The 23,157-nt window shown below is 69.0% G+C and carries 22 protein-coding genes and 1 pseudogene; 3 read left to right on the forward strand and 20 right to left on the reverse strand.

Features of this window, described 5'->3' with window-relative positions; all coding sequences use genetic code 11:
• Positions 1-12: 12 nt before the first annotated feature.
• From B0B14_RS08030 to B0B14_RS08055, 6 genes are all read right to left on the reverse strand, one after another.
• Positions 13-798: a PP2C family protein-serine/threonine phosphatase gene (locus B0B14_RS08030; RefSeq protein WP_076680893.1), complete on the reverse strand. Its 786-nt coding sequence runs from the start codon at positions 796-798 to the stop codon at positions 13-15.
• Between the two features lie 6 nt (positions 799-804).
• The gene (locus B0B14_RS08035; protein WP_076680894.1) at positions 805-1,269 is read right to left on the reverse strand and encodes a cytochrome c oxidase subunit 4; all 465 of its coding nucleotides are present in this window, start codon (positions 1,267-1,269) and stop codon (positions 805-807) included.
• Positions 1,270-3,036 (reverse strand): aa3-type cytochrome oxidase subunit I, encoded by a 1,767-nt coding sequence (gene ctaD / locus B0B14_RS08040; RefSeq protein WP_076680895.1) that lies wholly within the window; start codon positions 3,034-3,036, stop codon positions 1,270-1,272.
• Between the two features lie 2 nt (positions 3,037-3,038).
• The gene (coxB, locus tag B0B14_RS08045) at positions 3,039-3,935 is read right to left on the reverse strand and encodes an aa3-type cytochrome oxidase subunit II (RefSeq protein WP_143733650.1); all 897 of its coding nucleotides are present in this window, start codon (positions 3,933-3,935) and stop codon (positions 3,039-3,041) included.
• Between the two features lie 159 nt (positions 3,936-4,094).
• Positions 4,095-4,460, reverse strand: a complete 366-nt coding sequence (locus tag B0B14_RS08050; protein WP_076680897.1) for a HesB/IscA family protein — start codon at positions 4,458-4,460, stop codon at positions 4,095-4,097.
• A gap of 73 nt (positions 4,461-4,533) precedes the next feature.
• Positions 4,534-5,928 (reverse strand): dipeptidase, encoded by a 1,395-nt coding sequence (locus B0B14_RS08055; RefSeq protein ID WP_076680898.1) that lies wholly within the window; start codon positions 5,926-5,928, stop codon positions 4,534-4,536.
• Between the two features lie 49 nt (positions 5,929-5,977).
• Here B0B14_RS08055 and B0B14_RS08060 point away from each other — a divergent pair, with 49 nt between their 5' ends.
• Complete coding sequence (locus B0B14_RS08060; protein WP_076680899.1) at positions 5,978-6,541, forward strand: DUF3043 domain-containing protein; 564 nt, start codon at positions 5,978-5,980, stop codon at positions 6,539-6,541.
• A gap of 27 nt (positions 6,542-6,568) precedes the next feature.
• Here B0B14_RS08060 and B0B14_RS08065 read toward each other — a convergent pair whose 3' ends face one another.
• From B0B14_RS08065 to dnaE, 5 genes are all read right to left on the reverse strand, one after another.
• Entirely contained in the window at positions 6,569-7,591 is a 1,023-nt protein-coding gene (locus B0B14_RS08065; RefSeq protein WP_076680900.1) for a quinone-dependent dihydroorotate dehydrogenase, read from the reverse strand.
• Between the two features lie 10 nt (positions 7,592-7,601).
• Positions 7,602-8,054: a transcriptional regulator NrdR gene (nrdR, locus tag B0B14_RS08070; RefSeq protein WP_076680901.1), complete on the reverse strand. Its 453-nt coding sequence runs from the start codon at positions 8,052-8,054 to the stop codon at positions 7,602-7,604.
• Between the two features lie 12 nt (positions 8,055-8,066).
• Positions 8,067-9,368, reverse strand: coding sequence for a histidinol dehydrogenase (gene hisD / locus B0B14_RS08075; protein ID WP_076680902.1), 1,302 nt, complete (start codon positions 9,366-9,368; stop codon positions 8,067-8,069).
• A gap of 42 nt (positions 9,369-9,410) precedes the next feature.
• Entirely contained in the window at positions 9,411-10,562 is a 1,152-nt protein-coding gene (locus B0B14_RS16905; RefSeq protein ID WP_306169502.1) for a hypothetical protein, read from the reverse strand.
• 100 nt (positions 10,563-10,662) lie between these two features.
• The gene (gene dnaE, locus B0B14_RS08085; protein WP_372236635.1) at positions 10,663-14,133 is read right to left on the reverse strand and encodes a DNA polymerase III subunit alpha; all 3,471 of its coding nucleotides are present in this window, start codon (positions 14,131-14,133) and stop codon (positions 10,663-10,665) included.
• A 185-nt stretch (positions 14,134-14,318) separates the two neighbouring features.
• Here dnaE and B0B14_RS08090 point away from each other — a divergent pair, with 185 nt between their 5' ends.
• Entirely contained in the window at positions 14,319-14,795 is a 477-nt protein-coding gene (locus B0B14_RS08090) for an NUDIX hydrolase (RefSeq protein ID WP_076680905.1), read from the forward strand.
• A gap of 57 nt (positions 14,796-14,852) precedes the next feature.
• Positions 14,853-15,470, forward strand: coding sequence for a vitamin K epoxide reductase family protein (locus B0B14_RS08095; protein ID WP_256714296.1), 618 nt, complete (start codon positions 14,853-14,855; stop codon positions 15,468-15,470).
• 22 nt (positions 15,471-15,492) lie between these two features.
• On the opposite strand, the gene B0B14_RS08100 is transcribed toward B0B14_RS08095, so the two are convergent.
• The 9 genes and pseudogenes from B0B14_RS08100 to murC all read right to left on the reverse strand — a co-directional run bounded on the left by B0B14_RS08100 (position 15,493) and on the right by murC (position 23,075).
• On the reverse strand, positions 15,493-16,413 hold the full coding sequence (locus tag B0B14_RS08100) for an RluA family pseudouridine synthase (protein ID WP_076680907.1): 921 nt from the start codon (positions 16,411-16,413) through the stop codon (positions 15,493-15,495).
• Positions 16,414-16,630: 217 nt separating this feature from the next.
• Positions 16,631-17,116: pseudogene (gene lspA, locus B0B14_RS08105) on the reverse strand (signal peptidase II); the annotation flags it as partial.
• Positions 17,117-17,180: 64 nt separating this feature from the next.
• Complete coding sequence (locus B0B14_RS08110; protein WP_076680908.1) at positions 17,181-17,798, reverse strand: DivIVA domain-containing protein; 618 nt, start codon at positions 17,796-17,798, stop codon at positions 17,181-17,183.
• 96 nt (positions 17,799-17,894) lie between these two features.
• Positions 17,895-18,194, reverse strand: a complete 300-nt coding sequence (locus B0B14_RS08115) for a YggT family protein (RefSeq protein WP_076680909.1) — start codon at positions 18,192-18,194, stop codon at positions 17,895-17,897.
• A 2-nt stretch (positions 18,195-18,196) separates the two neighbouring features.
• Positions 18,197-18,655, reverse strand: a complete 459-nt coding sequence (locus B0B14_RS08120) for a cell division protein SepF (protein WP_076680910.1) — start codon at positions 18,653-18,655, stop codon at positions 18,197-18,199.
• 33 nt (positions 18,656-18,688) lie between these two features.
• The gene (locus B0B14_RS08125; protein WP_076680911.1) at positions 18,689-19,372 is read right to left on the reverse strand and encodes a YggS family pyridoxal phosphate-dependent enzyme; all 684 of its coding nucleotides are present in this window, start codon (positions 19,370-19,372) and stop codon (positions 18,689-18,691) included.
• Complete coding sequence (gene ftsZ, locus B0B14_RS08130) at positions 19,372-20,520, reverse strand: cell division protein FtsZ (RefSeq protein ID WP_076680912.1); 1,149 nt, start codon at positions 20,518-20,520, stop codon at positions 19,372-19,374. The genes B0B14_RS08125 and ftsZ overlap by 1 nt, the downstream gene beginning before the upstream one ends.
• Before the next feature lie 161 nt (positions 20,521-20,681).
• Positions 20,682-21,662 (reverse strand): cell division protein FtsQ/DivIB, encoded by a 981-nt coding sequence (locus B0B14_RS08135; RefSeq protein ID WP_076680913.1) that lies wholly within the window; start codon positions 21,660-21,662, stop codon positions 20,682-20,684.
• 6 nt (positions 21,663-21,668) lie between these two features.
• Complete coding sequence (murC, locus tag B0B14_RS08140) at positions 21,669-23,075, reverse strand: UDP-N-acetylmuramate--L-alanine ligase (RefSeq protein ID WP_076680914.1); 1,407 nt, start codon at positions 23,073-23,075, stop codon at positions 21,669-21,671.
• Positions 23,076-23,157 lie beyond the last annotated feature (82 nt).

Raw genomic sequence — 23,157 nt, forward strand, 5'->3', positions numbered from 1 at the left:
CGCGTCGGCCGCCTAGGCCGACTCGAGCTGCTCGTTGAAGAGCTCGAGCGCGGAGCCCGCGAACACCGGGCGCTCCTCGGGCGTGCCATGAGCGCCGACTCGTCCCACGACGGCCGTGACGTTGTCACGGGAGCCTGCCTCGAGGGCGAGGGCCACGATGGCCTCGGCAGCCTCGGAGGGGCCTCCTGCGGCCAGCAGCGCGCCGATCTCGACGTCGGGGAGGTAGTCGCTCACACCGTCGCTGCACAGCAGCCAGCAGTCGCCGTCCACGGCATCCAGCTCGCCGATGGTGACGACGTCGTCGTCCGCCCCGTGGAGGGACGCCGTGATGACGTTGCGGTGAGGCGATGCGGCCGCCTCGTCGACCGACATCAGTCCCCGGTCGACAAGCACCTGCACGAACGAATCGTCGCGGGTCTGACGTGACAGGACGCCGCCGCGGAGGCGATAGGCGCGGGAGTCGCCGGTGTGCGCGAGCACGAGCCGCCCCGCCGGTGTCGTGAACAGACCCGTGAACGTGGTCGCCATGCCCTCGAGAGCCGGGTTGCGGCTCACGTGCGCCCGCAGGTCCCAGTTGGCTTCGCGGATGCGCGTCAGGAGCTGTGCCGGGGTGACGGGGCCGTGCAGCCCCGCGACGAGCCGGTGCACGAGCGCCGCCGATGCGATGTCACCGGCAGGTCCACCGCCCACCCCGTCGGCCACCGCCGCGCCCCAGGGCGCGGTGAACGCGGAGTCCTGATTCGTGGCGCGATGGACGCCGACGTCGGAGACGGCGACCGCGCTGAGGTGGAGGGCCACCCGGGATCAGTGGGCGAAGTAGCCGCGGTAGTACTCGTACACCCAGCCGACGATCGCGACGAGGAACACGGCGATGCCGACCGGCATGAGCCAGGAGCCCACGGCGAGACCGATCATGCCGAGCGCTGCGGAGAACGCGAGGACGATGGGCCACCACGACCACGGGCTGAACTCGCCGAGCTCGGGGTCGCCGTCATCGATGTCGGCCGTCAGGATGTCTTCGGGCAGCTCGCCGTTCTGCGCCTTGTGCACACGACCCACGTAGAAGCCGATGAGCGCGGACATGAACGCCGTGAACAACAGTGCGATCGTGCCGACCCACTCGACGGAGCGGCTGAAGATGGCCCAGTCGGACCCTCCGTCGACCGCGGCCGTCGGCCAGTGGACGATCAGGTTCCACGCCGTGTAGAGCACGGCGATGAGGAGGAAGAAGACCGTGAGGAGCCACCACAGGTTGACGTTGGTGCGCACTTACTTCACCCCTCCCTGGGCGAGATCGACAACCGGGGCGTCGGGCGCGTCCTTCGCGGGACCCACGCCGACCGTGATGCCTGCCTCGGGGTGGTTGAGATCGAAGGCAGGACGCTCGCTGCGGATGCGCGGGATCGACGTGAAGTTGTGGCGGGGCGGCGGGCAGCTGGTCGCCCACTCGAGCGACGCTCCGTAGCCCCACGGGTCGTTCACGGTGACCCGCGGCGCCTTGCGCGACGTGATCCAGACGTTGAACAGGAAGGGGATCATCGATGCGCCCAGGATGATCGCACCGATCGTGGACACCTGGTTCTGCCACGTGAAGCCGTCTTCCGCGGAGTAGTCCGCGTAGCGACGCACCATGCCGTCGACGCCCAGCCAGTGCTGGATGAGGAACGTCATGTGGAAGCCGATGAACAGCATCCAGAAGTGCACCATCCCGAGGCGCTCGTTGAGCATGCGGCCGGTCCACTTCGGCCACCAGAAGTAGAAGCCGGCGAACATCGCGAACACGACCGTGCCGAAGACGACGTAGTGGAAGTGGGCGACGACGAAGTAGGAATCCGACAGGTGGAAGTCCAGCGGCGGCGACGCGAGGATGACACCGGTGAGGCCACCGAAGACGAACGACACGAGGAATCCGAGCGCGAACACCATGGGTGTCTCGAAGGTCACGGACCCTCGCCACATCGTGCCGATCCAGTTGAAGATCTTCACGCCGGTCGGCACCGCGATGAGCATCGTCATGAGAGCGAAGAACGGCAGCAGCACCGCACCCGTGACGTACATGTGGTGGGCCCACACGGCGACCGAGAGAGCCGCGATCGCGATCGTCGCGTAGACGAGGGTCTTGTAGCCGAAGATCGGCTTGCGGCTGAACACCGGCAGGATCTCGGAGATGATGCCGAAGAACGGCAGCGCGATGATGTAGACCTCGGGGTGACCGAAGAACCAGAACAGGTGCTGCCACAGCAGCACGCCGCCGTTGGCCGGGTCGTAGATGTGGGCGCCCAGCACGCGGTCGGCCGCGGCGGCGAGGATCGCGGCGGCGAGCACGGGGAACGCCATCAGGATCAGGATGCTCGTGACGAGCGTGTTCCAGGAGAAGATCGGCATCCGCCACATCGTCATGCCCGGAGCACGCATCGTGATGATCGTCGTGATGAAGTTGACGGCGCCGAGGATCGTGCCGAAACCGCTCATGCCGAGTCCGAGCATCCACAGGTTGCCGCCTGCACCCGGCGAGAAGCTGGCGCTGGCGAGCGGCTGGTACGCGAACCAGCCGAACGACGCGGCACCCTGCGGGGTGAGGAATCCGGCGACGGCGATCGTGGAGCCGAAGAGGAAGAGCCAGAAAGCGAACGCGTTCAGGCGCGGGAACGCGACGTCGGGGGCTCCGATCTGCAGCGGGAGGATCGCGTTGGCGAAGCCGGCGAAGAGCGGCGTCGCGAACATGAGCAGCATGATCGTGCCGTGCATCGTGAAGAGCTGGTTGTACTGCTCTTTCGTGGGCACGACCTGCATGCCGGGCTCGAAGAGCTCCGCGCGGATGATCAGCGCCATCACGCCGCCGAGCATGAAGAACAGCACCGAGGCGATCAGGTACATGTACCCGATCGTCTTGTGGTCGGTGGAGGTGATCCACTTGACGATGATGTTGCCCTTCTCGTCCACACGGGACGAGCTGAGCAGGGCGGCCTGGCGAGGCGGGAGGGTCGTGGGGCGCCCGTGCTGGGGCGCTTCCTCGAGGGGAACCGTGATGGCCATGATCAGTTCTCTCCTTCGCCCTCGGGCGCGCCGGTGCCGGGCAGGTTCTGGAGCCGGTCGTAAGCGTCGTTGATGTCGCCGGTCTGGCCCGCGGACTCGAGGGAGGCGAGGTAGTCCTCGTACTCCCCTTCGCTGACGACCTTGACGTTGAACAGCATCATCGAGTGGTACTCACCGCACAGCTCGGCGCACTTGCCGGCGAACGTCCCCTCACGGGTGGGGGTGAACGACCACTGGTTGTCACGCCCGATGTACATGTCCTTCTTGTAGAGAAAGTCGATGATCCAGAAGGAGTGGATGACGTCGCGCGACTGCAGGTTGATGGTCACCGTCTTGTCGACGGGGAGGTACAGGGTGGGAAGTGCGTCCTGATCGATGTCGCCGTTCGGCGCGGGCTGAGCCTGCACGCCCATGCTCCAGACGGCGTCGGCGTTGTCTTCCTCTTCGCCGTTGTACTGGAAGTCCCACGCCCACTGCTTGCCGATCGCGGTGATCGAGACATCCGGGTCTTCCCAGTGCGTCTCGAGGATCGCCTGGTCGCGCGCCGTGAAGGCGAAGAACCCGATCACGAGCACGAACGGGACGATCGTGTAGAAGATCTCGATCGGCATGTTGTAGCGCAGCTGCACCGGCAGGCCCGACTGGCCGCGACGGCGACGGTAGGCGATGGCCGCCCACCCCATGAGGCCCCACGTGATCACGCCGACGGCGAGGAGGACGATCCAGGAGTTGACCCACAGGCCCGAGATCATCTCGGTGCGGTCCGTGGCCTGGACTCCGTCATCGGTGAAGCCCGGGAGATACCCGTTGAGCTCCGTCGTCGTGCAGCCCGCGAGGGCCACGGCGACAGCCACTCCCAAGGGGGCGGCGGCCCAGCGGAGGCGACGTTTCGAGGGCACGTGTGCACCTTTCCGGGACGCGAACAGAACTGTGGCCAGTCTAGGGCAACCTCACACCGTATGAGGGCCAAGCTCCCAGCATCAAAAGCGAAATCGCCCCGTTGATCGGGGCGATTTCACCTTCAGTTCTTCGGAAGCTCGTGCTCCCTGCGGGCGTGCTCAGTGGAAGCTGTCTCCGCACGCGCAGCTGCCGGCCGCGTTGGGGTTGTCGATCGTGAAACCCTGCTCGGAGATCGTGTCCTTGAAGTCGATCGTGGCGCCGTCGAGGTACGGAACGCTCATGTCGTCGATGATGACCTCCACGCCGTCGAAGTCGACCGCCCGGTCGCCGTCGAGGAACCGCTCGTCGAAGTAGAGCTGGTAGATCAGGCCGCTGCAGCCGCCCGGCTGGACGGCCACGCGCAGGCGGAGGTCGTCGCGACCCTCCTGGCCGAGGAGGCTCTTGACCTTCTCGGCGGCAGCCGTGCTCAGGAGCACACCGTGGGCGCGCTCGGTCGGTTCGGTCGACAGTGCCGTGTCGGTCATGGTTCTCCCCTGATCGGGCCGTGGTCTGCTCATCGGACAGCGCAACGGCTGGATGCCTCGATTCTACGCCTGCTCACGCGGGGCGGGCGTCGAGCTTCTCCAGGAGGAGCGCCTCGGACACGAGCGCGTTGCGGAACGTCTCGAGGTGGAGCGACTCGTTCGGGCTGTGCGCCCGGGCGTGCGGGTCTTCGACGCCCGTCACGAGGATCTGGGCGGACGGGAAGGTCTGCACGAGGTCGGCGATGAACGGGATGGACCCGCCCACGCCGATGTCGACGGGCTCGACGCCGTAGCCCTCGTGGAAGGCCTCGCGGACGGCCCCGACAGCCCAGCCGCTCGTGTCGACCAGGAATCCGTCGCCGAAGTCGACGTCGCGGAACTCGAGCTCGGCGCCGAACGGCGCGTGCGCGCGCAGATGGCGCTCGATCGCCTCGTACGCCTCGCGTGCGACCTGACCGGGTGCGACGCGCGCGCTGACGACGACGGAGATCTCCGGGCTCAGGGTGTTCGACGCGTTCACGACGGTCGGCGCATCGACGCCCGTGACCGTGATCGAGGGCTGGTTCCAGATCCGCCCGAGGATCGGGCCGCGGCCGATCGGCGCCACTCCGGCGGGGAGCCCGGCCTCGTCGCGCAGGGTCTCCTCCGAGTACTCGGGCGTCGCGGCATCCCTCGTCGCCAGTCCCTCGACGGCGACCGTGCCGTCCGCGTCCCACAGGGTGTCGAGGAGCCGGACGGTGGCCATCATGGCGTCGGGCACCGCTCCCCCGAACATGCCCGAGTGCGATGCGTGATCGAGCGTGCGCACCTTCAGCGTGAACCGCGTGTTGCCGCGCAGCGACACCGTCAGGGCCGGGGTCTTCTGGTCCCAGTTGCCCGAGTCCGCCACGACGATCACGTCGGCCCGGAGCGCGTCGGAGTGGTCGGACAGGAACTGCGCGAAGGAGCGCGATCCCGCCTCCTCCTCCCCCTCGATGAACAGGGCCACGCCGAGGTCGAAGTCGTCTCCGAGCGCCTCCTTCAGGGCGCGCAGCGCGCCGATGTGCACCATGACGCCGGCCTTGTCATCAGCCGCCCCCCGTCCGTACAGACGCCCGTCGCGCACGGTCGGCTCGAACGGCGGCGACTCCCACAGCGCGTCGTCGCCGACGGGCTGCACGTCGTGGTGCGCGTACAGGAGGATCGTCGGCTTGCCGTTGCGGGCCGCGCGCGATGCGAGCACCGCAGGCATTCCGCGCTCATCCGTTCCGGGGATCGCGGCGTCCGCGATCGTCACCGCATCGAAGATGCCGAGGCCGTCGGCCAGCGCCTTCACTGCTTCCGCGCTGCGCTGCACCTCCGCCCGGTCGAAGCCGGGGAAGGCGATGGAGGGGATGCGCACGAGCGACCCGAGATCGGCGAGGGCGGCGGGGACCCCGGATACCGCGGCATCGCGGACGGAATCGGGACGGGTGAGGTCAGCGGTCATGCGGGTAATCTTAGAAGGCACCCTTTTCCGCTTCTCAGAGGTACACCCCGTGGCTACCACCCCGTCTGCACAGAACGACGCTCCCGCCGCCGAGGGCGCAGCCTCCGGCAAGGGCCGCGCGACCCCGTCCCGCGCCGAGCAGGAGGCGCTGCGGCGCCGCCCCCTCGTGCCCGACACGAAGGAGGCCAAGGCACGCGCCAAGGCCGACCTCATGAAGCAGCGCGAGAAGGCCCGCATCGGCATGGCCGCCGGTGAGGACAAGTACCTCACGGCGCGCGACAAAGGTCCTCAGCGCCGATGGGTGCGCGACTGGGTCGATGCCGGCTGGCACCTCGGCGAGGTCGTCATGCCGCTGATGCTGCTGGTCATCGTGATGACGTTCATCCCCCTGGCCGAACTCCAGATGTACGCGTTCCTCGGGCTCTGGTTCTTCATCTTCCTCGTGATCGCCGACATGATCGTGACCTCGATCCGGGTGAAGCGCTCCGCGCGCAAGCGCTGGGGCGACAAGACCGAGAAGGGCCTCGGCTGGTACGCGGCGATGCGCACGATCCAGATGCGCTTCATGCGCCTGCCGAAGGCCCAGGTCAAGCGCGGACAGTACCCGGCCTAGCCTGCGGCCGCGTCCGACGAACGGTCCTCAGCGCGCGACGAGGCCCCGGTTGATCTGCCGCGCCCACAGGGGGCCGCGGTAGAGGAACGCGGTGTAGCCCTGCGTGAGCGTGGCTCCCGCGGCCAACCGCTCCTGCACGTCGGCGGCGGTCTCGACACCGCCGACCGAGATGACGCAGAAGTCCTCCGGTACGACCGCGCGCACGAGCCGCAGCACCTGCAGCGCCCGCGCCTTGAGGGGCGCGCCCGACAGTCCGCCCGCGCCCGCGGCCTCGACGACGGCGTCGTCGGTCGTGAGGCCTTCGCGCGAGATCGTGGTGTTCGTGGCGATCAGGCCGGCGAGTCCGACATCCACCGCGAGTCGTGCGATCGCCTCGACCTCGTCGTCCGAGAGGTCGGGGGCGATCTTGACCAGGAGCGGCGTCGTGCCGGCGGTGTCGCGAACGGCCTCCAACAGCGGGCGCAGCGTCTCGACCGACTGCAGCGTGCGCAGGCCGGGCGTGTTCGGCGAGGAGACGTTGACGACCAGGTAGTCGGCGAGAGGTGCCAGCAGCGTCGCGCTGCGGACGTAGTCGGCCGTCGCATCGTCGACGTCGACCACGCGGCTCTTGCCGATGTTGACGCCGAGAACGGGACGCTTCGACCGGCGACGCAGCTTCTCCAGTCGCTTCGCCGCCGCTTCGGCACCCCGGTTGTTGAACCCCATGCGGTTGACGACCGCGCGATCGGGGATCAGGCGGAACAGCCGCGGCCGCGGGTTGCCGTCCTGCGGGATCGCGGTGACGGTGCCGATCTCGACGTGCCCGAAGCCGAGCGACCAGAGGCCCGCGGCGCCCAGCACGTCCTTGTCGAAGCCCGCCGCGACCCCGAACGGCGAGTCGAACTCGAGGCCCAGCGCGTGGACCGTGAGCTGCGGGTCAGGCTTCGCCAGGGCGCGGGCGGCCCACGAGAACGGCGGGACTCCCAGCATCCGGATCACGGTCATCGCGGCGTGGTGCGCGGACTCCGGGTCCATGCGCGACAGGAAGGTCCGGAAGACGAAGGGATACATCGGGCTCAGGCTATCGGGCGTGGTCTGCGCGGAGCTTGCCGATGGCCGTTTCAAAGTCCTCGAGCGAGTCGAACGCCTGGTACACGCTCGCGAAGCGGAGATAGGCGATCTCGTCGAGTTCGCGCAGCGGGCCGAGGATCGCGAGTCCGATCTCATTCGTGTCGATCTGCGACGCCCCGGTCTGCCGAACGGATTCCTCGACCGTCTGGGCGAGCATCGCGAGGTCGGCCTCGGTCACGGGCCGGCCCTGGCAGGCCTTGCGCACACCAGACATGACCTTCTCGCGGCTGAACGGCTCGATCACACCGGAGCGCTTGATCACGTTGAGGCTCGCGGTCTCGCTCGTCGTGAAGCGTCCGCCGCACTCGGGGCACTGGCGGCGGCGACGGATGCTGAGGCCGTCATCGCTCGTGCGGGAGTCGATGACGCGCGAATCGGAGTGGCGGCAGAACGGACAGTGCATGGCGTACCGAGCCTAGTCCGCGAAGCGCGCCGTGACGGCTTCGCCGTGTGCGGGGAGCTGTTCGGCCTCGGCGAGGGTCACGATCCCGGCATGCACGCGGGAGAGCGCCGCCCGGTCGTACTCGATGACCTGCTGCGGGCGCAGGAAGGTCATCGCCGACAGCCCTGACGAATACCGCGCCTGGCCCCCGGTGGGCAGCACGTGGTTGCTTCCCGCGAGGTAGTCGCCGAGACTCACGGGCGAGTTCGGCCCGACGAAGACGGCGCCGGCGTGCACGAAGTCCTCCGGGCGAGGGTCGGCCAGCTGCAGTTCGAGGTGCTCGGGCGCGTAGGCGTTGCTGAAGGCGGTCGCGGTCGCGATGTCGTCGACGAGCACGATCGCGGACTGCAGGCCTGCGAGCGACACGGCGACGCGCTCGGCGTGGTGCGTGACCGCGGCGCGCGCGGCGATCTCCGCCGTGACGGCTGCCGCGAGCTCCGCCGAGTCGGTGACGAGGACGGCGGCAGCCTGCTCGTCGTGCTCGGCCTGGCTGATCAGATCGGCAGCGACGAGGCGCGCGTCGGCCGAGGCATCCGCGACCACGAGGATCTCGGTCGCGCCGGCCTCGGCATCCGTTCCCACGAGTCCTGCCACGGCGCGCTTGGCCCCGGCGACGAAGTTGTTGCCCGGACCGGTCACGACGTCGACGGGCGCGAGCCCGAGGGACTCCACTCCGTGCGCGAAGGCGCCGATCGCGCCGGCGCCCCCCATCGCGTACACCTCGTCGATGCCGAGCAGGTGCGCGGCGGCGAGGATCACGGGGTGGACGCGCCCTCCGTGCGCGCGCTGCGGCGGCGAGGCGAGCGCGATCTGCTCCACCCCGGCCACCTGCGCGGGCACGACGTTCATGACGACGCTCGACGGATACACGGCCTTGCCGCCGGGGACGTAGACCCCGACGCGGCGCACCGGCTGCCAGCGCTGCGAGACGCGTGCGCCGGGCTCGATCTCCGTCACGACGGGCGCCGGAACCTGCGCCGCTGAGGCGCGCCGCACCCGGGCGATCGCCTCTTCGAGCGCCGACCGCACGTCGGGATCGAGACCCGCGAGGGCCTCTTCGAGGTGGATTCGAGGAACTCGGATGTCGTGTCCCTCCGCTCCGTCGAAGCGCGCGGCTTGCTCTCGCAGCGCCGACTCGCCGCGCGCGGCGACGTCGGCGACGACCTCGGCGGCCGTCACCAGGGCGGCGTCGAACGCCCCCTGGGCGCGCGGCACGGTGGCCAGCAGTTCAGCGGGCGTCAGAGCGCGCCCGCGCAGGTCGATGGTACGAAGCATCCGAATCCACACTCTCGCCGCGGGCTGTCATGCCCGCGCGTCTCAGCCTCGCGTGACGCCCGACACGTCGTGGAGGTGACCGACACGGCCGTCTTCGTGGCGCACGACGAAGGTGTGGCCGCGGTCCTCGATCACGAGCGCCCACGCGGTCGGTCCGATGCGGAACAGCGGGATGCCGGCGTCGTCGACGATGTCGCGCTCCTCCGGAACGAGCGCCCAGAAGGCCTGGTGTCGCACGGGAGCAGGCTCGGCGGACTCGAAGGTGCCGCGCGTGTGCGCGGGCTTCCACTCGGCCTGGTCGCCCGCGAGACCGTAGTCGCCGGAGTCGGCGTCGGTGTCGGTGTCGGTGTCCGTGTAGGCGGCGGTCGCCGCCGGCTGCTCGGATGCGTAGGCATCCACCGCGGCCGTGGAGGACTGGTCGGGGGCGGCATAGCCGTCGTTGTGCGCCGCGTACGGGTCGGCGGATGCATACGGGTCGGCGGCCGTGTACGCACCGGTGGCGGCGTACGTGCCGGTCGCTGCGGCGTAGGGGTCGGCGGCGGCGTACGGCTCCGGGGCGCCGTGCGGGGCGGGGTCGGCCGGGGCCGCGACGCGCACGGGGCGAGCCACGACGGGACGGATCGGGCGCGCCAGGCGGTGCGCGACCGTCTCGGCGCGCTCCTTGAAGTCTTCGGCGAACGGCGGGATGAACGGTGCGAGCACCGTGAGCACGACGCCCGCGAGCATCAGGATCAGCTCCACCCAGATGACCCAGGAGCGCACCCACGCACCCGACTGGATCGCGATCGCCACGGTGTCCCAGACCCAGCCGAGCCACACGACGGCTGAGACCGAGAAAGCGACCGAAGCGAACTGGTCGACGCTCAGCGAGCCGACGCGGCGGATGCCGTCGGGCGAAAGCCGCCGCAGGACGACCAGGAACACCGCGACGGTCGGCACGCCGATCGTGAGCACCCAGGCCAGACCCGAGAGCCACACCGACGCCCATGTGAGCTGCACGTTGACCACGCCGCTCGTGAAGCTCGCCGTGACCGGGAAGAAGGAGATCACGAAGGCCACGAGCCACACGCCCGCCAGGGAGACCTCACGGATCGAGAACGGTCCGACGCCGTACTGCGGCGGCGATTCCTGGACGGATTCCTCCGCCCCTGCGTCGATGATCTCTTCGGGTTCGTTCAACTTCTCGCCAGTCACGATCAATCCTCTCCGGCGTCGCTGGGGGGCGCACCGTGCACCGATACTACCGGCGGCTCCTCGCCGACGCAGAGCCGACGGCGAGATCCACCGTCATGGATCACCCGAGGCACCGCGGTCCGAGCAGGCCCTTCAGCTCGCCGTACAGGTCGGGCGTGATGCGCACGGCATGCGGGATCTCGAAGACCTTCGCCACCGTCCCGGCGTGGAGCTTGAGCGTGACCTCGGTGTCGCCCCTGTGCCGCTGCAGGGTCTGCAGGAGCTCGTTCACGAGCGGTTCGCTCGCCCGGCGCTCCGGGACGACCAGCACGAGCGAGCCGGCTTCTTCGAGGTTCCCGAGGTCGGGAGCGAAGGCCGACTGCGCGTGGAGGTTGAGCCCGTCGTCGCGACGGGAGACGCGCCCCCGGACCGCGAGGATCGAATCGGCGACGAGCTGCGACTGGAACTCGGTGTAGGTCTTCCCCATGAACATCACGGTGACCTCGCCGTTGAAGTCCTCGACGGTGATCATGCCGTAGGGGTTGCCGCTCTGCTTCGCGACGCGGTGCTGCACGCTCGTGACGAGACCGGCGACCGTCACCTGATCGCCGTCCTGCACGTCCTCGTTCGAGAGGAGGTCGTGGATCGATGTGGAGGCGTGCTTGGCGAGCGGATTCTCCAGGCCCGCCAGGGGGTGATCGGAGACGTAGAGCCCGAGCATCTCGCGCTCGAACGCGAGCTTGTCCTTCTTGGTCCATTCCGGGCGCTCGGGGACCTTGGCCGGGGCGACCTCCTCGGCGGCGTCGTACAGGCTGTCGAAGTCGAAGCCGATGGCGCCCGTGGCGGCCTTGCGCTTCGTCTCGACCGCGGCCTCGGTGGCGTCTTCGTGGATCTCCATGAGCGCGCGTCTGCTCGACCCCAGCGAGTCGAAGGCACCCGCCTTGATGAGCGATTCGATCGTGCGCTTGTTCGCGACGTGCAGCGGCACCTTCGTCAGGAAGTCGTGGAAGCTCACGAAGCTGTCGTCGGCGCGCGCCGCGACGATGCCGTCGACGACGTTGGCGCCCACGTTGCGGACGGCGCCGAGCCCGAAGCGGATGTCTTCGCCGACGGCGGCGAAGTAGCGGATCGACTGCCCGACGTCGGGCGGGAGCACGCGGATGCCCATCCGGCGGCACTCGTTGAGGTACACCGCCATCTTGTCCTTGGAGTCGCCGACGCTCGTCAGCAGCGCCGCCATGTACTCCGCGGGGTAGTGCGCCTTCAGATAGGCGGTCCAGTATGCGATCAGGCCGTACGCGGCGGAGTGCGCCTTGTTGAAGGCGTAGTCCGAGAAGGGCAGCAGGATGTCCCACAGCATCTGCACCGCCGCGTCGGAGTACCCGTTGGCGTGCATGCCGGCCTGGAAGCCCTCGTACTGCTTGTCGAGCTCGGACTTCTTCTTCTTGCCCATCGCCCGCCGCAGGATGTCGGCCTGACCGAGCGAGAAGCCCGCAACCCGCTGCGCGATCGCCATCACCTGCTCCTGGTAGATGATGAGGCCGTAGCTCGTGTCGAGGATGTCGGCGAGCGGCTCCGCCAGCTCGGGATGGATGGGCGTGATCTCCTGCTGGCCGGTCTTGCGCAGCGCATAGTTGATGTGCGAGTTCGCACCCATCGGGCCGGGTCGGTAGAGCGCGATGACCGCCGAGATGTCTTCGAAGTTGTCGGGCTTCATCAGTCGCAGGAGCGAGCGCATCGGCCCGCCGTCGAGTTGGAAGACGCCGAGCGTGTCGCCGCGGGAGAGGAGCTCGTAGGCCGCCTGGTCGTCGAGCTCAAGCTCTTCGAGAACGAGCGGCTCACCTCGGTTGGCGACGATGTTGTCGAGCGCATCGTTGATGATCGTGAGGTTGCGCAGCCCGAGGAAGTCCATCTTGATCAGCCCGAGGGCCTCGCACGACGGGTAGTCGAACTGCGTGACGATCTGGCCGTCTTGCTCGCGCTTCATGATCGGGATGATGTCGATCAGCGGCTCGCTCGACATGATGACCCCGGCCGCGTGCACGCCCCACTGGCGCTTGAGGTTCTCGAGCCCGACGGCGGTGTCGAAGACGGTCTTCGCCTCGGCATCCGTCTCGATCAGGGCGCGGAACTCGCTCGCCTCCTTGTAGCGCGGGTGCTGGGAGTCGAACATGCCCTCCAGCGGCATGTCTTTGCCCATGACCGCGGGGGGCATCGCCTTGGTGAGCCTCTCCCCCATGCTGAAGGGGAACCCGAGCACGCGACCGGCGTCTTTCAGCGCCTGCTTCGCCTTGATCGTGCCGTACGTGACGATCTGGGCGACGCGCTCGTCGCCGTACTTCTCGGTGACGTACTGGATGACCTCGCCACGGCGACGGTCGTCGAAGTCGACGTCGAAGTCGGGCATCGACACGCGGTCGGGGTTGAGGAAGCGCTCGAAGATGAGGCCGTGCTGGAGGGGATCGAGGTCGGTGATGCCCATCGCGTACGCGGCCATGGACCCCGCGCCCGAACCGCGGCCCGGACCCACGCGGATGCCGTTGCGCTTGGCCCAGTTGATGAAGTCGGCGACGACGAGGAAGTAGCCCGGGAAGCCCATCTGCACGATGACGCCGGTCTCGTACTCCGCCTGCGCGCGCACGGCGTCGGGGATGCCGCCGGGGTACCGGTGCTGGAGCCCGACCTCGACCTCCTTGACGAACCACGACTCCTCGGTCTCGCCGGCGGGCACCGGGAAGCGCGGCATGTAGTTGGCGCTCGTGTTGAACTCGACGTCGCAGCGCTCGGCGATGAGCAGCGTGTTGTCGCAGGCCTCCGGGTGGTCGCGGAAGATCTGCCGCATCTCGGCCGGGGTCTTGACGTAGTAGCCGTCGCCGTCGAACTTGAAGCGCTTGGGGTCGTCGAGCGTGGAGCCCGACTGCACGCACAGCAGCGCCGCGTGGCTCTTCGCGTCGTGCTGGTGCGTGTAATGGAGATCGTTGGTTCCGACCAGCGGGATGCCGAGATCCTTCGAGATCTTCAGCAGATCGCCCATGACGCGACGCTCGATGTCGAGGCCGTGATCCATGATCTCGGCGAAGTAGTTGTCTTTGCCGAAGATGTCCTGGAACTCCGCCGCCGCCGCACGCGCGGCATCGTACTGGCCGAGTCGCAGGCGGGTCTGCACTTCACCCGACGGGCAGCCCGTCGTGGCGATGAGGCCGGTGCTGTACTTCTGCAGGACCTCTCGATCCATGCGGGGCTTGAAGTAGTAGCCCTCCAGGCTCGCGAGCGACGACAGCCGGAACAGATTGTGCATGCCCTCGGTCGTCTCGGAGAGAAGGGTCATGTGGGTGTAGGCGCCCGACCCCGAGACGTCGTCGCTGTTCTGCTCGGGGGTGCCCCACCGCACGCGCGCCTTGTCGCTGCGATGGGTGCCCGGCGTGACGTAGGCCTCGATGCCGATGATGGGCTTGATGCCCGCCTCTTTGGCCGCCTGGTAGAAGTCGAACGCGGCGAAGGTGTTGCCGTGGTCGGTGACGGCGATGGCCGACATGCCCTGGCGGACGGCCTCCTGCACGAGGGGGCGGACGCGCGCCGCACCGTCGAGCATCGAGTATTCGCTGTGCACGTGCAGATGGACGAAGGAGTCGGATGCCACGGATCGAGTCTAGGTATCGGGTCCGACACCGGGCACACCCTCGCCGCCGACCGCCGCCTCGCCGAGCCAGGTCGCTTCATCCTCAGCTCGAAGGTGAAGGAGGCATCCCCGGAGCCCCACGCTCCTAGGCTGAGGGGATGGCCACTCCCGAATACGTCCTCTGGCTCCGCTCCCACGTCGGCACGGCTCCCCTGTCGATGACCGGCGTGACGGCCGTCATCCTGAGGGACGAGAAGCTGCTCCTGGGTCGTCGAAGCGACAACGGCGCCTGGACGCCCATCACGGGGATCGTGGACCCGGGCGAGGAGCCCGCCGACGCGGCGGTGCGGGAGTCCCTCGAAGAGGCCGGCGTCGTCGTTCGCACGACACGGCTGGCGTGGGTCCACCAGATCCCCCGCATCACGTACGACAACGGGGATCAGTCCGATTACCTCGATCTCACGTTCCGCTGCGAGTGGATCTCGGGCGAGCCGTACCCCGCCGACGGAGAGATGACGGATGTCGGCTGGTTCGACCTCGAGTCGCTCCCGTCCGAGCTCAGCACCGACATGCGGCGTCGCATCGCGTCCGCCCTGTCGGAGGACGACCCGGCGAGGTTCGAGGGCGGCCGCTGAGCTTTTCTCCGGCCGATCGGGCCGCGGCACCCGGGCATGACGGAGGAGACTCTGCGCATGTCCGACACCGCAGCCGCGCCGCGCACTCTCCGCCCTCCCCTGGGTCTCGCCGTGCTGTGGATCGTCGCCGGCGTGTTCGCGGGAGCGACGTCGTTCCTGCTCTACCTGGAGTACATCGGACAGCTCACCGGCGCGGCGCCGATCGTCTCGTGCCAGCTCAGCGTCGTCGTCACCTGCGGACCGAACCTCCTGTCACCGGGCGGCAATCTGCTCGGCTTCTCGAACTCGATCCTGGGGATGGTCCTGTTCCTCGGTCCCGTCTACGCGGGGGTGAGCGCGCTGGCGGCACCCGGCGGGATGCGTCGGTGGTACTGGCGCGTCTTCGGCGTCTTCGTGCTCGGCGGGTTCGCGCTCGTGCACTTCTTCGCCTACCGCAGCGTGTTCGAGTACGGTTCGCTGTGCCCCTGGTGCATGACCGTGTGGCTTGCGACGATCCCCCTCTTCTGGTTCACCGCCGGGTGGACGCTGCGCGAAGGCGTCTGGGGCGGCGGGTCCGGCATCCGTCGCGCGGGCGCGGTCGTGTACTCGTGGGCTCTCGTCGCCACCGTCCTCGACTACGCCCTCATCGCGGTGCTCGCTCAGGTCCGGCTCGATGTGATCGGCTCGCTGCTCTGACACATCGCCTCGCCGACACGCTCTAGTCGCCGCGCAGCACCTCGAGCGCGTGCGCCAGGTCGGCGGCGTAGGGAGACGTGAACGTCACCCATTCCCCCGTTGCAGGGTGCGCGAAGGACAGCTCGCGCGCGTGCAGCCACTGGCGCGTGAGTCCCAGGCGCGCCGACATCGTCGGGTCGGCGCCGTAGAGCGGATCGCCGACGCACGGATGCCGGTGCGCGGCCATGTGCACGCGGATCTGGTGGGTGCGCCCCGTCTCGAGGTGGATCTCGAGCAGGGATGCGCCTGGGAACGCCTCGAGCGTCTCGTAGTGCGTGACGGAATCCTTGCCGCCGGGGATGACGGCGAACTTCCACGAATGGCTCGGATGCCGACCGATCGGCGCATCGATCGTGCCGGCGAGGGGATCCGGATGCCCCTGCACCACGGCGTGATAGATCTTCTCCACCTCGCGCTCCTTGAACGCCCGCTTGAGCGCGGTGTAGGCCTGCTCGGTCTTGGCGACCACCATGAGCCCGCTGGTGCCCACGTCGAGCCGATGCACCACACCCTGTCTCTCGGCGGCACCGGTCGTCGCGATGCGGTAGCCGCCCGCCGCGAGGGCGCCCAGCACCGTGGGGCCCTCCCAGCCGATGGAGGGATGCGCGGCGACGCCGGTGGGCTTGTCGACCACGACGATGTCGTCGTCGTCGTAGACGATCCCGAGATCGGGCACCGCGAGCGGGATGACCTCCGCCTCCCGGCGCTCGGTCCACGTCACCTCGAGCAGGTCGCCGCCCGACAGCCGATCGGATTTGCCCAGGGTGCGCGAGCCCGCGAGGACTCCTCCGGCTTCGGCGACCTCGGCCGCGAACGTGCGGGAGAACCCGAGCATCTTGGCGAGGGCCGCGTCGACGCGCGCGCCTTCGAGGCCGTCGGGGACAGGCAGGAACCGCGTCGGCATGTCAGGAGTCGCGGCGGCGGGCTTCTTCGTCCGCGATGCGGTCGGCCTCGCGTGCCACGGCCTCCTGATCGCGCTCGCTCAGCGGCGGGAGCCCGCGCTCGTCGGCGGGAACGCCGGCCTGGGCGTCGGCGACCGGGAACTCCTCGTCGAAGTTGCCGGCCACACCTCCGCCGGGCGGGAACTCGTCGCCGGTGGGGCCGAGGATGGTCGAGTCATCCGCGCTCTCGTCGTGGTCCTTGCGCTCGCGGGAACCGTCCATGTGCACTCCGACCAGTACGAGAAGGGCGATGCCGATCATCATCGTGACGATGAAGATGTCGGCGATGTTGTAGATCGCGGGCGGGAACCAAAGCCACATCCACGGGGTGTTGATGAAGTCGATCACGTGACCCACCGCGAAGCCCGGCTCGCGCAGCAGGCGATCGGTGAGATTCCCGAGCACACCGCCGGCCAGAAGGCCCAGGACGACCGCCCAGAGACGCGACTGCACACGCGTCGCGGCGAGCCAGACGATCACTCCCACGACGACCGCGAGGGCGATCGTGAAGATCCACGTCACCTCTTCGCCGAACGAGAAGGCGGCTCCGGGATTTCGGACGAGATAGAAGCTCAGGAAGTCGCCGAGGACGGGGACGACCTGCTGCGGTGGCAGGTTCTCGATCGCGAGGTGCTTGGTGAACTGGTCGGCGGCCAGCACCAGCATCGCGAGGATCGCGATGGTGGCGCCGGCCGCCGCATGACGCAGGGGGGCGCGGACTGGCAACGGCCTAGAGGCCGATGGCCGAGACCGGCGTCGAGCCGGACGACGTGGCCGTCGTCTCGAGGTCGCGGAGCTTGCCCTCCATGTAGCTGCGCAGCTGGGCGCGGTAGTCGCGCTCGAAGTTGCGCAGCTCCGTGATGCGACCCTCGAGCGCCGTGCGCTCGCGCTCGAGCTTCGCCATCTCGTCGCGTCCACGGGCCTCGGCCTCGGAGACGATCTGGTTGGCCTGAGCCTGGGCGTCGGAGATGAGCTGGTCGCGCTGCGCGACACCCTCTGCGACGTGCTCGTCGTGCAGGCGCTGGGCGAGCTCGATGATGCCGGCGCTGGCAGCGGCTCCGCCGCTGGCCGGTGCGGCCGCCTCGACGGCGGGCTCGGGAGCGGCCTCGGCTGCGGGGACCTCTTCGACGACCTCGGCGGCGGGCGCCTCGGTCGAGGCCGCGGCGGGAGCTCCGCCGGCCTCGTACTCGGCGAGCTTCGCCTTCAGCTGGTCGTTCTCTTCGATCGTCTTGCGCCATTCCACGACGATCTCGTCGAGGAAGTCGTCGACCTCGTCGGGGTCGAAGCCCTCCTTGAAGCGGACGTGCTGGAACTGCTTGGTGACGACGTCATCGGGGGTCAAAGCCATGGTGATTCCTCTTTCGAGCGGTCGATTCGCCGACGGTGTTCACGGTGCGATCCACCGTGCGGAAGATCGTACCCAGCAAGCATAGTCGCCGAGGTTTCAGGTCGCGAGGGAGCGGGTCACGCCGAGGAGCACGAAGCAGACGAACATGACGATCGCGAAGCCGAAGTCGATCGCGACGGCTCCGACGCGCAGGGGTGGGATGAAGCGGCGGAGGAACTTCAAGGGCGGGTCGGTCGCCGTGTAGACGATCTCCGCCAGGATGAGCAGGCCGCCCTTGGGCCGCCACTCACGATTGAAGAACGGGATCCAGTCGAGCACGAGCCGCGCGAGCAGCAGCATCGTGTAGACGAGGACGAGCAGATAGAGGATCCAGGCGATGAGCCCGACGAGATCCACGACTACTGCGCGGCGAACGTGACCGACTCGGGGTCGGCCTGCGCCACAGCGCCGTCACCCGAGACGGCGACGTTCTCCGGGGAGAGGAGGAACACCTTGCTCGTCACCCGCTCGATGCGGCCGTACAGGCCCAGCGAGAGGCCGCTCGCGAAGTCGATGAGACGACGCGCGTCGGCGTCGCTCATCTGCGAGAGGTTGATGATGACGGGGATGCCCTCGCGGAAGTTCTCGGCGATGACCTGAGCGTCGCGGTACTGCTTCGGGTGCACCGTCAGGATCTCGCTCACCGTGCCGGCAGCGGGCTGGCGCACGACGGCGGGACGCAGCGGCGTGATGGGCGCCGCCGCCTTCTCGACGACCTGCGACTTGCGGCCCGTGGGCTGCGGCGCGGGCTCGTCGTAGACGTCTTCCTCGTCGGCAAGGCCCAGGTACACCATGGTCTTCTTGAGCGGGTTCGACATCGCTTTCCTCCTGATCGCTCGTCTGTTCCGAGGTTAACCGCGTGCGGGCCTCGGACCCGTGATTGCCGAGCCGATCCGCAGGTGTGTCGCGCCTGCATCGATCGCCTCGACGAAATCCGCCGTCATGCCGGCGGAGATCCATGTCGCGCCCGGAATGATCCGGGCGAGTTCGTCACTCGATGCCCGCAGCCGCGCGAACGCCGATGCGGGCTCTTCGTCCAGGGGTGCCACGCCCATCACCCCGCGCACGCGCAGCGAGGGGCATCCCGCGACGTGTTCCGCGAGGGACGCCAGGGCTGCGGGCTCCACCCCGCCGCGTCCGGCATCCGTGGTGAGGTTGACCTGCAGGAGCACATCGAGGGGTGCCGCCCCGTCGTCGGCCGCGGTGTCGAGCGCTTCGGCGAGGCGTGAGCGGTCGACGGAGTGCACGACGGATGCCGCGGCGCGCACGGCGCGAGCCTTGTTGGTCTGCGCCTGGCCGATGAAGTGCCAGGTCAGACCGTCTCGGGCGCCGATCTCGCGCACCTTCTCGGTGAGCTCCTGCTGACGGTTCTCGCCGACGTCGCGCACGCCCAGGGCGTACAGCTCGTCGATGAGACTCGCCGGGTGGAACTTCGTCACGACGATGCGCGTGATCTCCGACGGGTCGCGGCCCGCCGCTCGAGCGGCATCCGAGATGCGCGCGTCGACGTCGGCGAGCCGCGAGGCGAGGTCCACTACTTCAGGAAGTCGGGGATGTCGAGGTCGTCCTCGCCGAACGGCGAGTCGTACGTGGACTCGGTGACCGCGGCGACGCTGACCGGGACGGGCTCGCGCTCGACCTCGACCTCTTTCACCGCGTCGTCGACGGGGAGGGCGGGCATCACCGGAGGCGTGGCGACGCGCTGGTTGAGCATCGGCTCGATGCGCGCCTGGGGCTCGCCGCCGTCGAAGCCCGCCGCGATGACGGTGACGCGCACTTCGTCGCCCAGCGTGTCGTCGATGACCGTGCCGAAGATGATGTTGGCCTCGGGGTGCGCGGCCTCCTTGACCAGCTGCGCCGCATCGTTGATCTCGAAGATGCCGAGGTTCGATCCGCCCTGGATCGACAGCAGCACGCCGTGCGCGCCTTCGATCGAGGCTTCGAGGAGCGGCGACTCGACCGCGAGCTCGGCCGCCTTGATGGCGCGGTCCGCCCCGCGTGCGGAGCCGATGCCCATGAGCGCGGAGCCGGCACCCTGCATGACCGACTTCACGTCGGCGAAGTCGAGGTTGATCAGACCCGGCGTCGTGATGAGGTCGGTGATGCCCTGCACACCGGCGAGGAGCACCTGGTCGGCGGTGGCGAACGCCTCGATCATCGAGATTCCGCGATCGCTGATCTCGAGGAGTCGGTCGTTGGGCACGACGATGAGGGTATCGACCTCTTCCTTCAGCTTCGACACGCCGGTCTCGGCCTGCTGCTGGCGACGCCGACCTTCGAACGAGAAGGGCTTGGTCACGACACCGATCGTGAGGGCGCCGATCGACTTGGCGATCTTGGCCACGACGGGAGCACCGCCGGTGCCCGTGCCGCCGCCTTCACCGGCGGTGACGAAGACCATGTCGGCGCCGCGCAGGGCCTCTTCGATCTCCTCCGCGTGGTCTTCCGCCGCACGGCGTCCGACCTCGGGATCGGCGCCGGCGCCGAGTCCGCGGGTGAGCTCCCGGCCCACGTCGAGCTTGACGTCGGCGTCGCTCATGAGGAGCGCCTGCGCGTCGGTGTTGATCGCGATGAACTCGACTCCGCGGAGCCCCAGGTCGATCATGCGGTTGACGGCATTGACGCCGCCGCCGCCGACGCCGACCACCTTGATCACAGCGAGGTAGTTCTGGTTCTGGCTCATGCCGGCCCCTGTCTTCGGAAAACCTTCAACCTCAACTAGAGGTATAAAGAATTGCTCGGTATGCAATTCCTGAGACGAAAGTATGCGGATGCCGCGCCCGCGCCCGGAGCGGCGTGGGCGTGTCGCGACATCCCTCTCCGGATCCGTTGGATCCGGGCCGGTCAGCGGACGACGATGGCCGTGGGAGAGGAGACGTCGTAGACGCTGACGCCGGCAGGGGGCCGCTGCACCATCATCTTCTGCAGGGTGAGGGCCTTCATCACCGAGGACTCGGCGCTCCCCCACACGACCTGCGTGTTCGTCCCCCCTAGCGTCAGGGTCACATCGTCGGGGGTCGTGGCCGACGCGGCCGTCACCTGCGCGCGGATGTCGTCGGGGAGAGCGCGCATCACCTGGCCGAGCGACGTGAAGGCCGCGGAACGGGTGCCGCCTTCGACCGTGACGATCGGCTGCCCCTCCTGCGGGGTCTGGGTGGTCGAGAGGGCCACGCCGGCGGCATCCACCAGCGTGTAGCCCGCGGCGGTCTCGATCAGCCCGATCGGCGTGCGCTCGACGATGCGCACCACGAGCTCGTGCGGCGGCCGGGCCTCCAGCGTGTACGTCTCCACGAGGGGGAACTCGACCAGCGCCGCCTTGACGGCGCTCTCGTCGACGAGCGGCAGCGGCGTGCCCAGCTGTCCCGAGAGCGCGGCCTCGACGGCTGCGGCATCCAGCTGCGACGCGCCGACCACGCGGACGCGCTCGACGCCGAACAGCGGACTGTAGGCCGCCGCGACGCTGCCCACGACGAGCAGCACGAGCGCGCCGAGCGACAGCATCCACGTGAGACGCCGTCGGCGCTGGCGCCCGGTGAAGCGGCGCACTTCGGCGCGGAGCGCGCGTCGACTGGCGCGCGCGGCCTTCCAGACGTCGCGCAGCCGGATGTCGCGCTCCACGCCGTCGGCGGAGGCGGCGCCGGCCATGGTCTCGGACGAATCGCCGAGGTGATCGGGGCGGGTCGCCCGCGCGTGATCGAGCACGGCGATCGGCGGCGATTCCTCCGCAGCGTCCGCAGGCCCGCCGCGATCCGGTTCGACGTCTTCCGGCGACAGCTCTTCCCGCGGCGCGACAGGCGCCTGCGGGAGCGGATTCGGGCGGCGCATCCGGCGCTACTTCACCGCGGGGGTGCGTCCGAGCGCGTCGAGCACCTGCGGGATGATCTGGTAGACGTTGCCGCAGCCGAGCGTGATGACGTAGTCGCCGTCGCGCGCCACGGAGGCCGTGTAGTCGGCGGCCTCCTGCCAGTCGGCGACGAAGTGCACGTGGGCGGGGTCGTGGAACGCCTTGCTGACGAGTTCGCCGGTGACGCCCGGCACGGGGTCCTCCCGCGCGCCGTAGACGTCGAGCATCACGGTGTGGTCGGCGAGCGACTCGAGCACGTCGGCGAACTCCTGGTACATCGCCTGGGTGCGCGAGTACGTGTGGGGCTGCTGGATGGCGATGATGCGGCCCCCTCCGACCACCGTGCGCGCCGCCGCGAGGGCCGCGGCGACCTCGGTCGGGTGATGCGCGTAGTCGTCGAACACGCTGACGCCGCGCTCGACGCCATGGAGCTCGAACCGGCGGACGGTGCCCGTGAAGCCCTCGACCGCACGCACGGCCGGCTCGAGATCGAACCCGAGGGTCAGGAGCACCGCGACGGCGCCGGTCGCATTGATCGCGTTGTGGGCGCCGGGGACGGCCAGCTGCGCGGCGACGGTCTCGTCCCCGCGCGTCACGGTGAAGGAGACGGGCCCCTCGGTGACGATGTCGCCTACACGCACATCCGCGTCGGAGGCTTCTCCGAACGTGAGGACGCGGGGGTGCTCGATCCGCGCCGACACGATGCGGGCGCCCGGGTCGTCGGACGAGATCACGACGGCCTCGCGCGCGGAGTTCGCGAACGTCGCGAACCCGTCGTAGAAGGCCTCACCCGACTCCCAGTGGTCGAGGTGATCGGGATCGACGTTGGTGATGAGGGCGATCGAGGTGTCGTAGAGCAGGAACGTGCCGTCGGACTCGTCGGCCTCGATGACGTACAGATCGTCGGATCCCGTTCCGCTCGAGACGCCCAGCTGGGCGATGACTCCGCCGTTGACGAACGTGGGAGCGGAGTCGAGCGCCTGAAGCGCCGTGACGATCATGCCGGTGGAGGTGGTCTTGCCGTGAGCGCCGGCCACCGACACGAGGCGGCGGCCGCCGATGAACCAGTACAGCGCCTGGGAGCGGTGGATGACGTGGAGACCGCGCTGCTTGGCGAGGACGAACTCCGGGTTCTCCGCCCAGATCGCACCGGTGTGGATGACGGCATCCACACCGTCGGGCAGGTTCGAGGCGTCGTGGCCGACATGCACCGTCGCGCCGCGCTCGGCGAGATCGCGCAGAGCCGCACTGTCGGCGCGATCGGAGCCCGAGACGCGGATGCCGCGCTCGAGGAACATGCGGGCGAGACCCGACATGCCGGACCCGCCGATGCCGATGAAGTGCGCGGCCTCGATGGTCTCGGGGATGGGAAGGCTCAAGTCGGGTCTGATCATGACCGTTCGAGTCTAATTCCGGGGCCGGATGCCGCGGTTCAGGGCGCGCCCGGACGCATCCTGAGGATCGCCTCGATTGTGT

The sequence above is a fragment of the Microbacterium sp. RU33B genome (assembly GCF_900155915.1).
GTDB lineage: Bacteria > Actinomycetota > Actinomycetes > Actinomycetales > Microbacteriaceae > Microbacterium.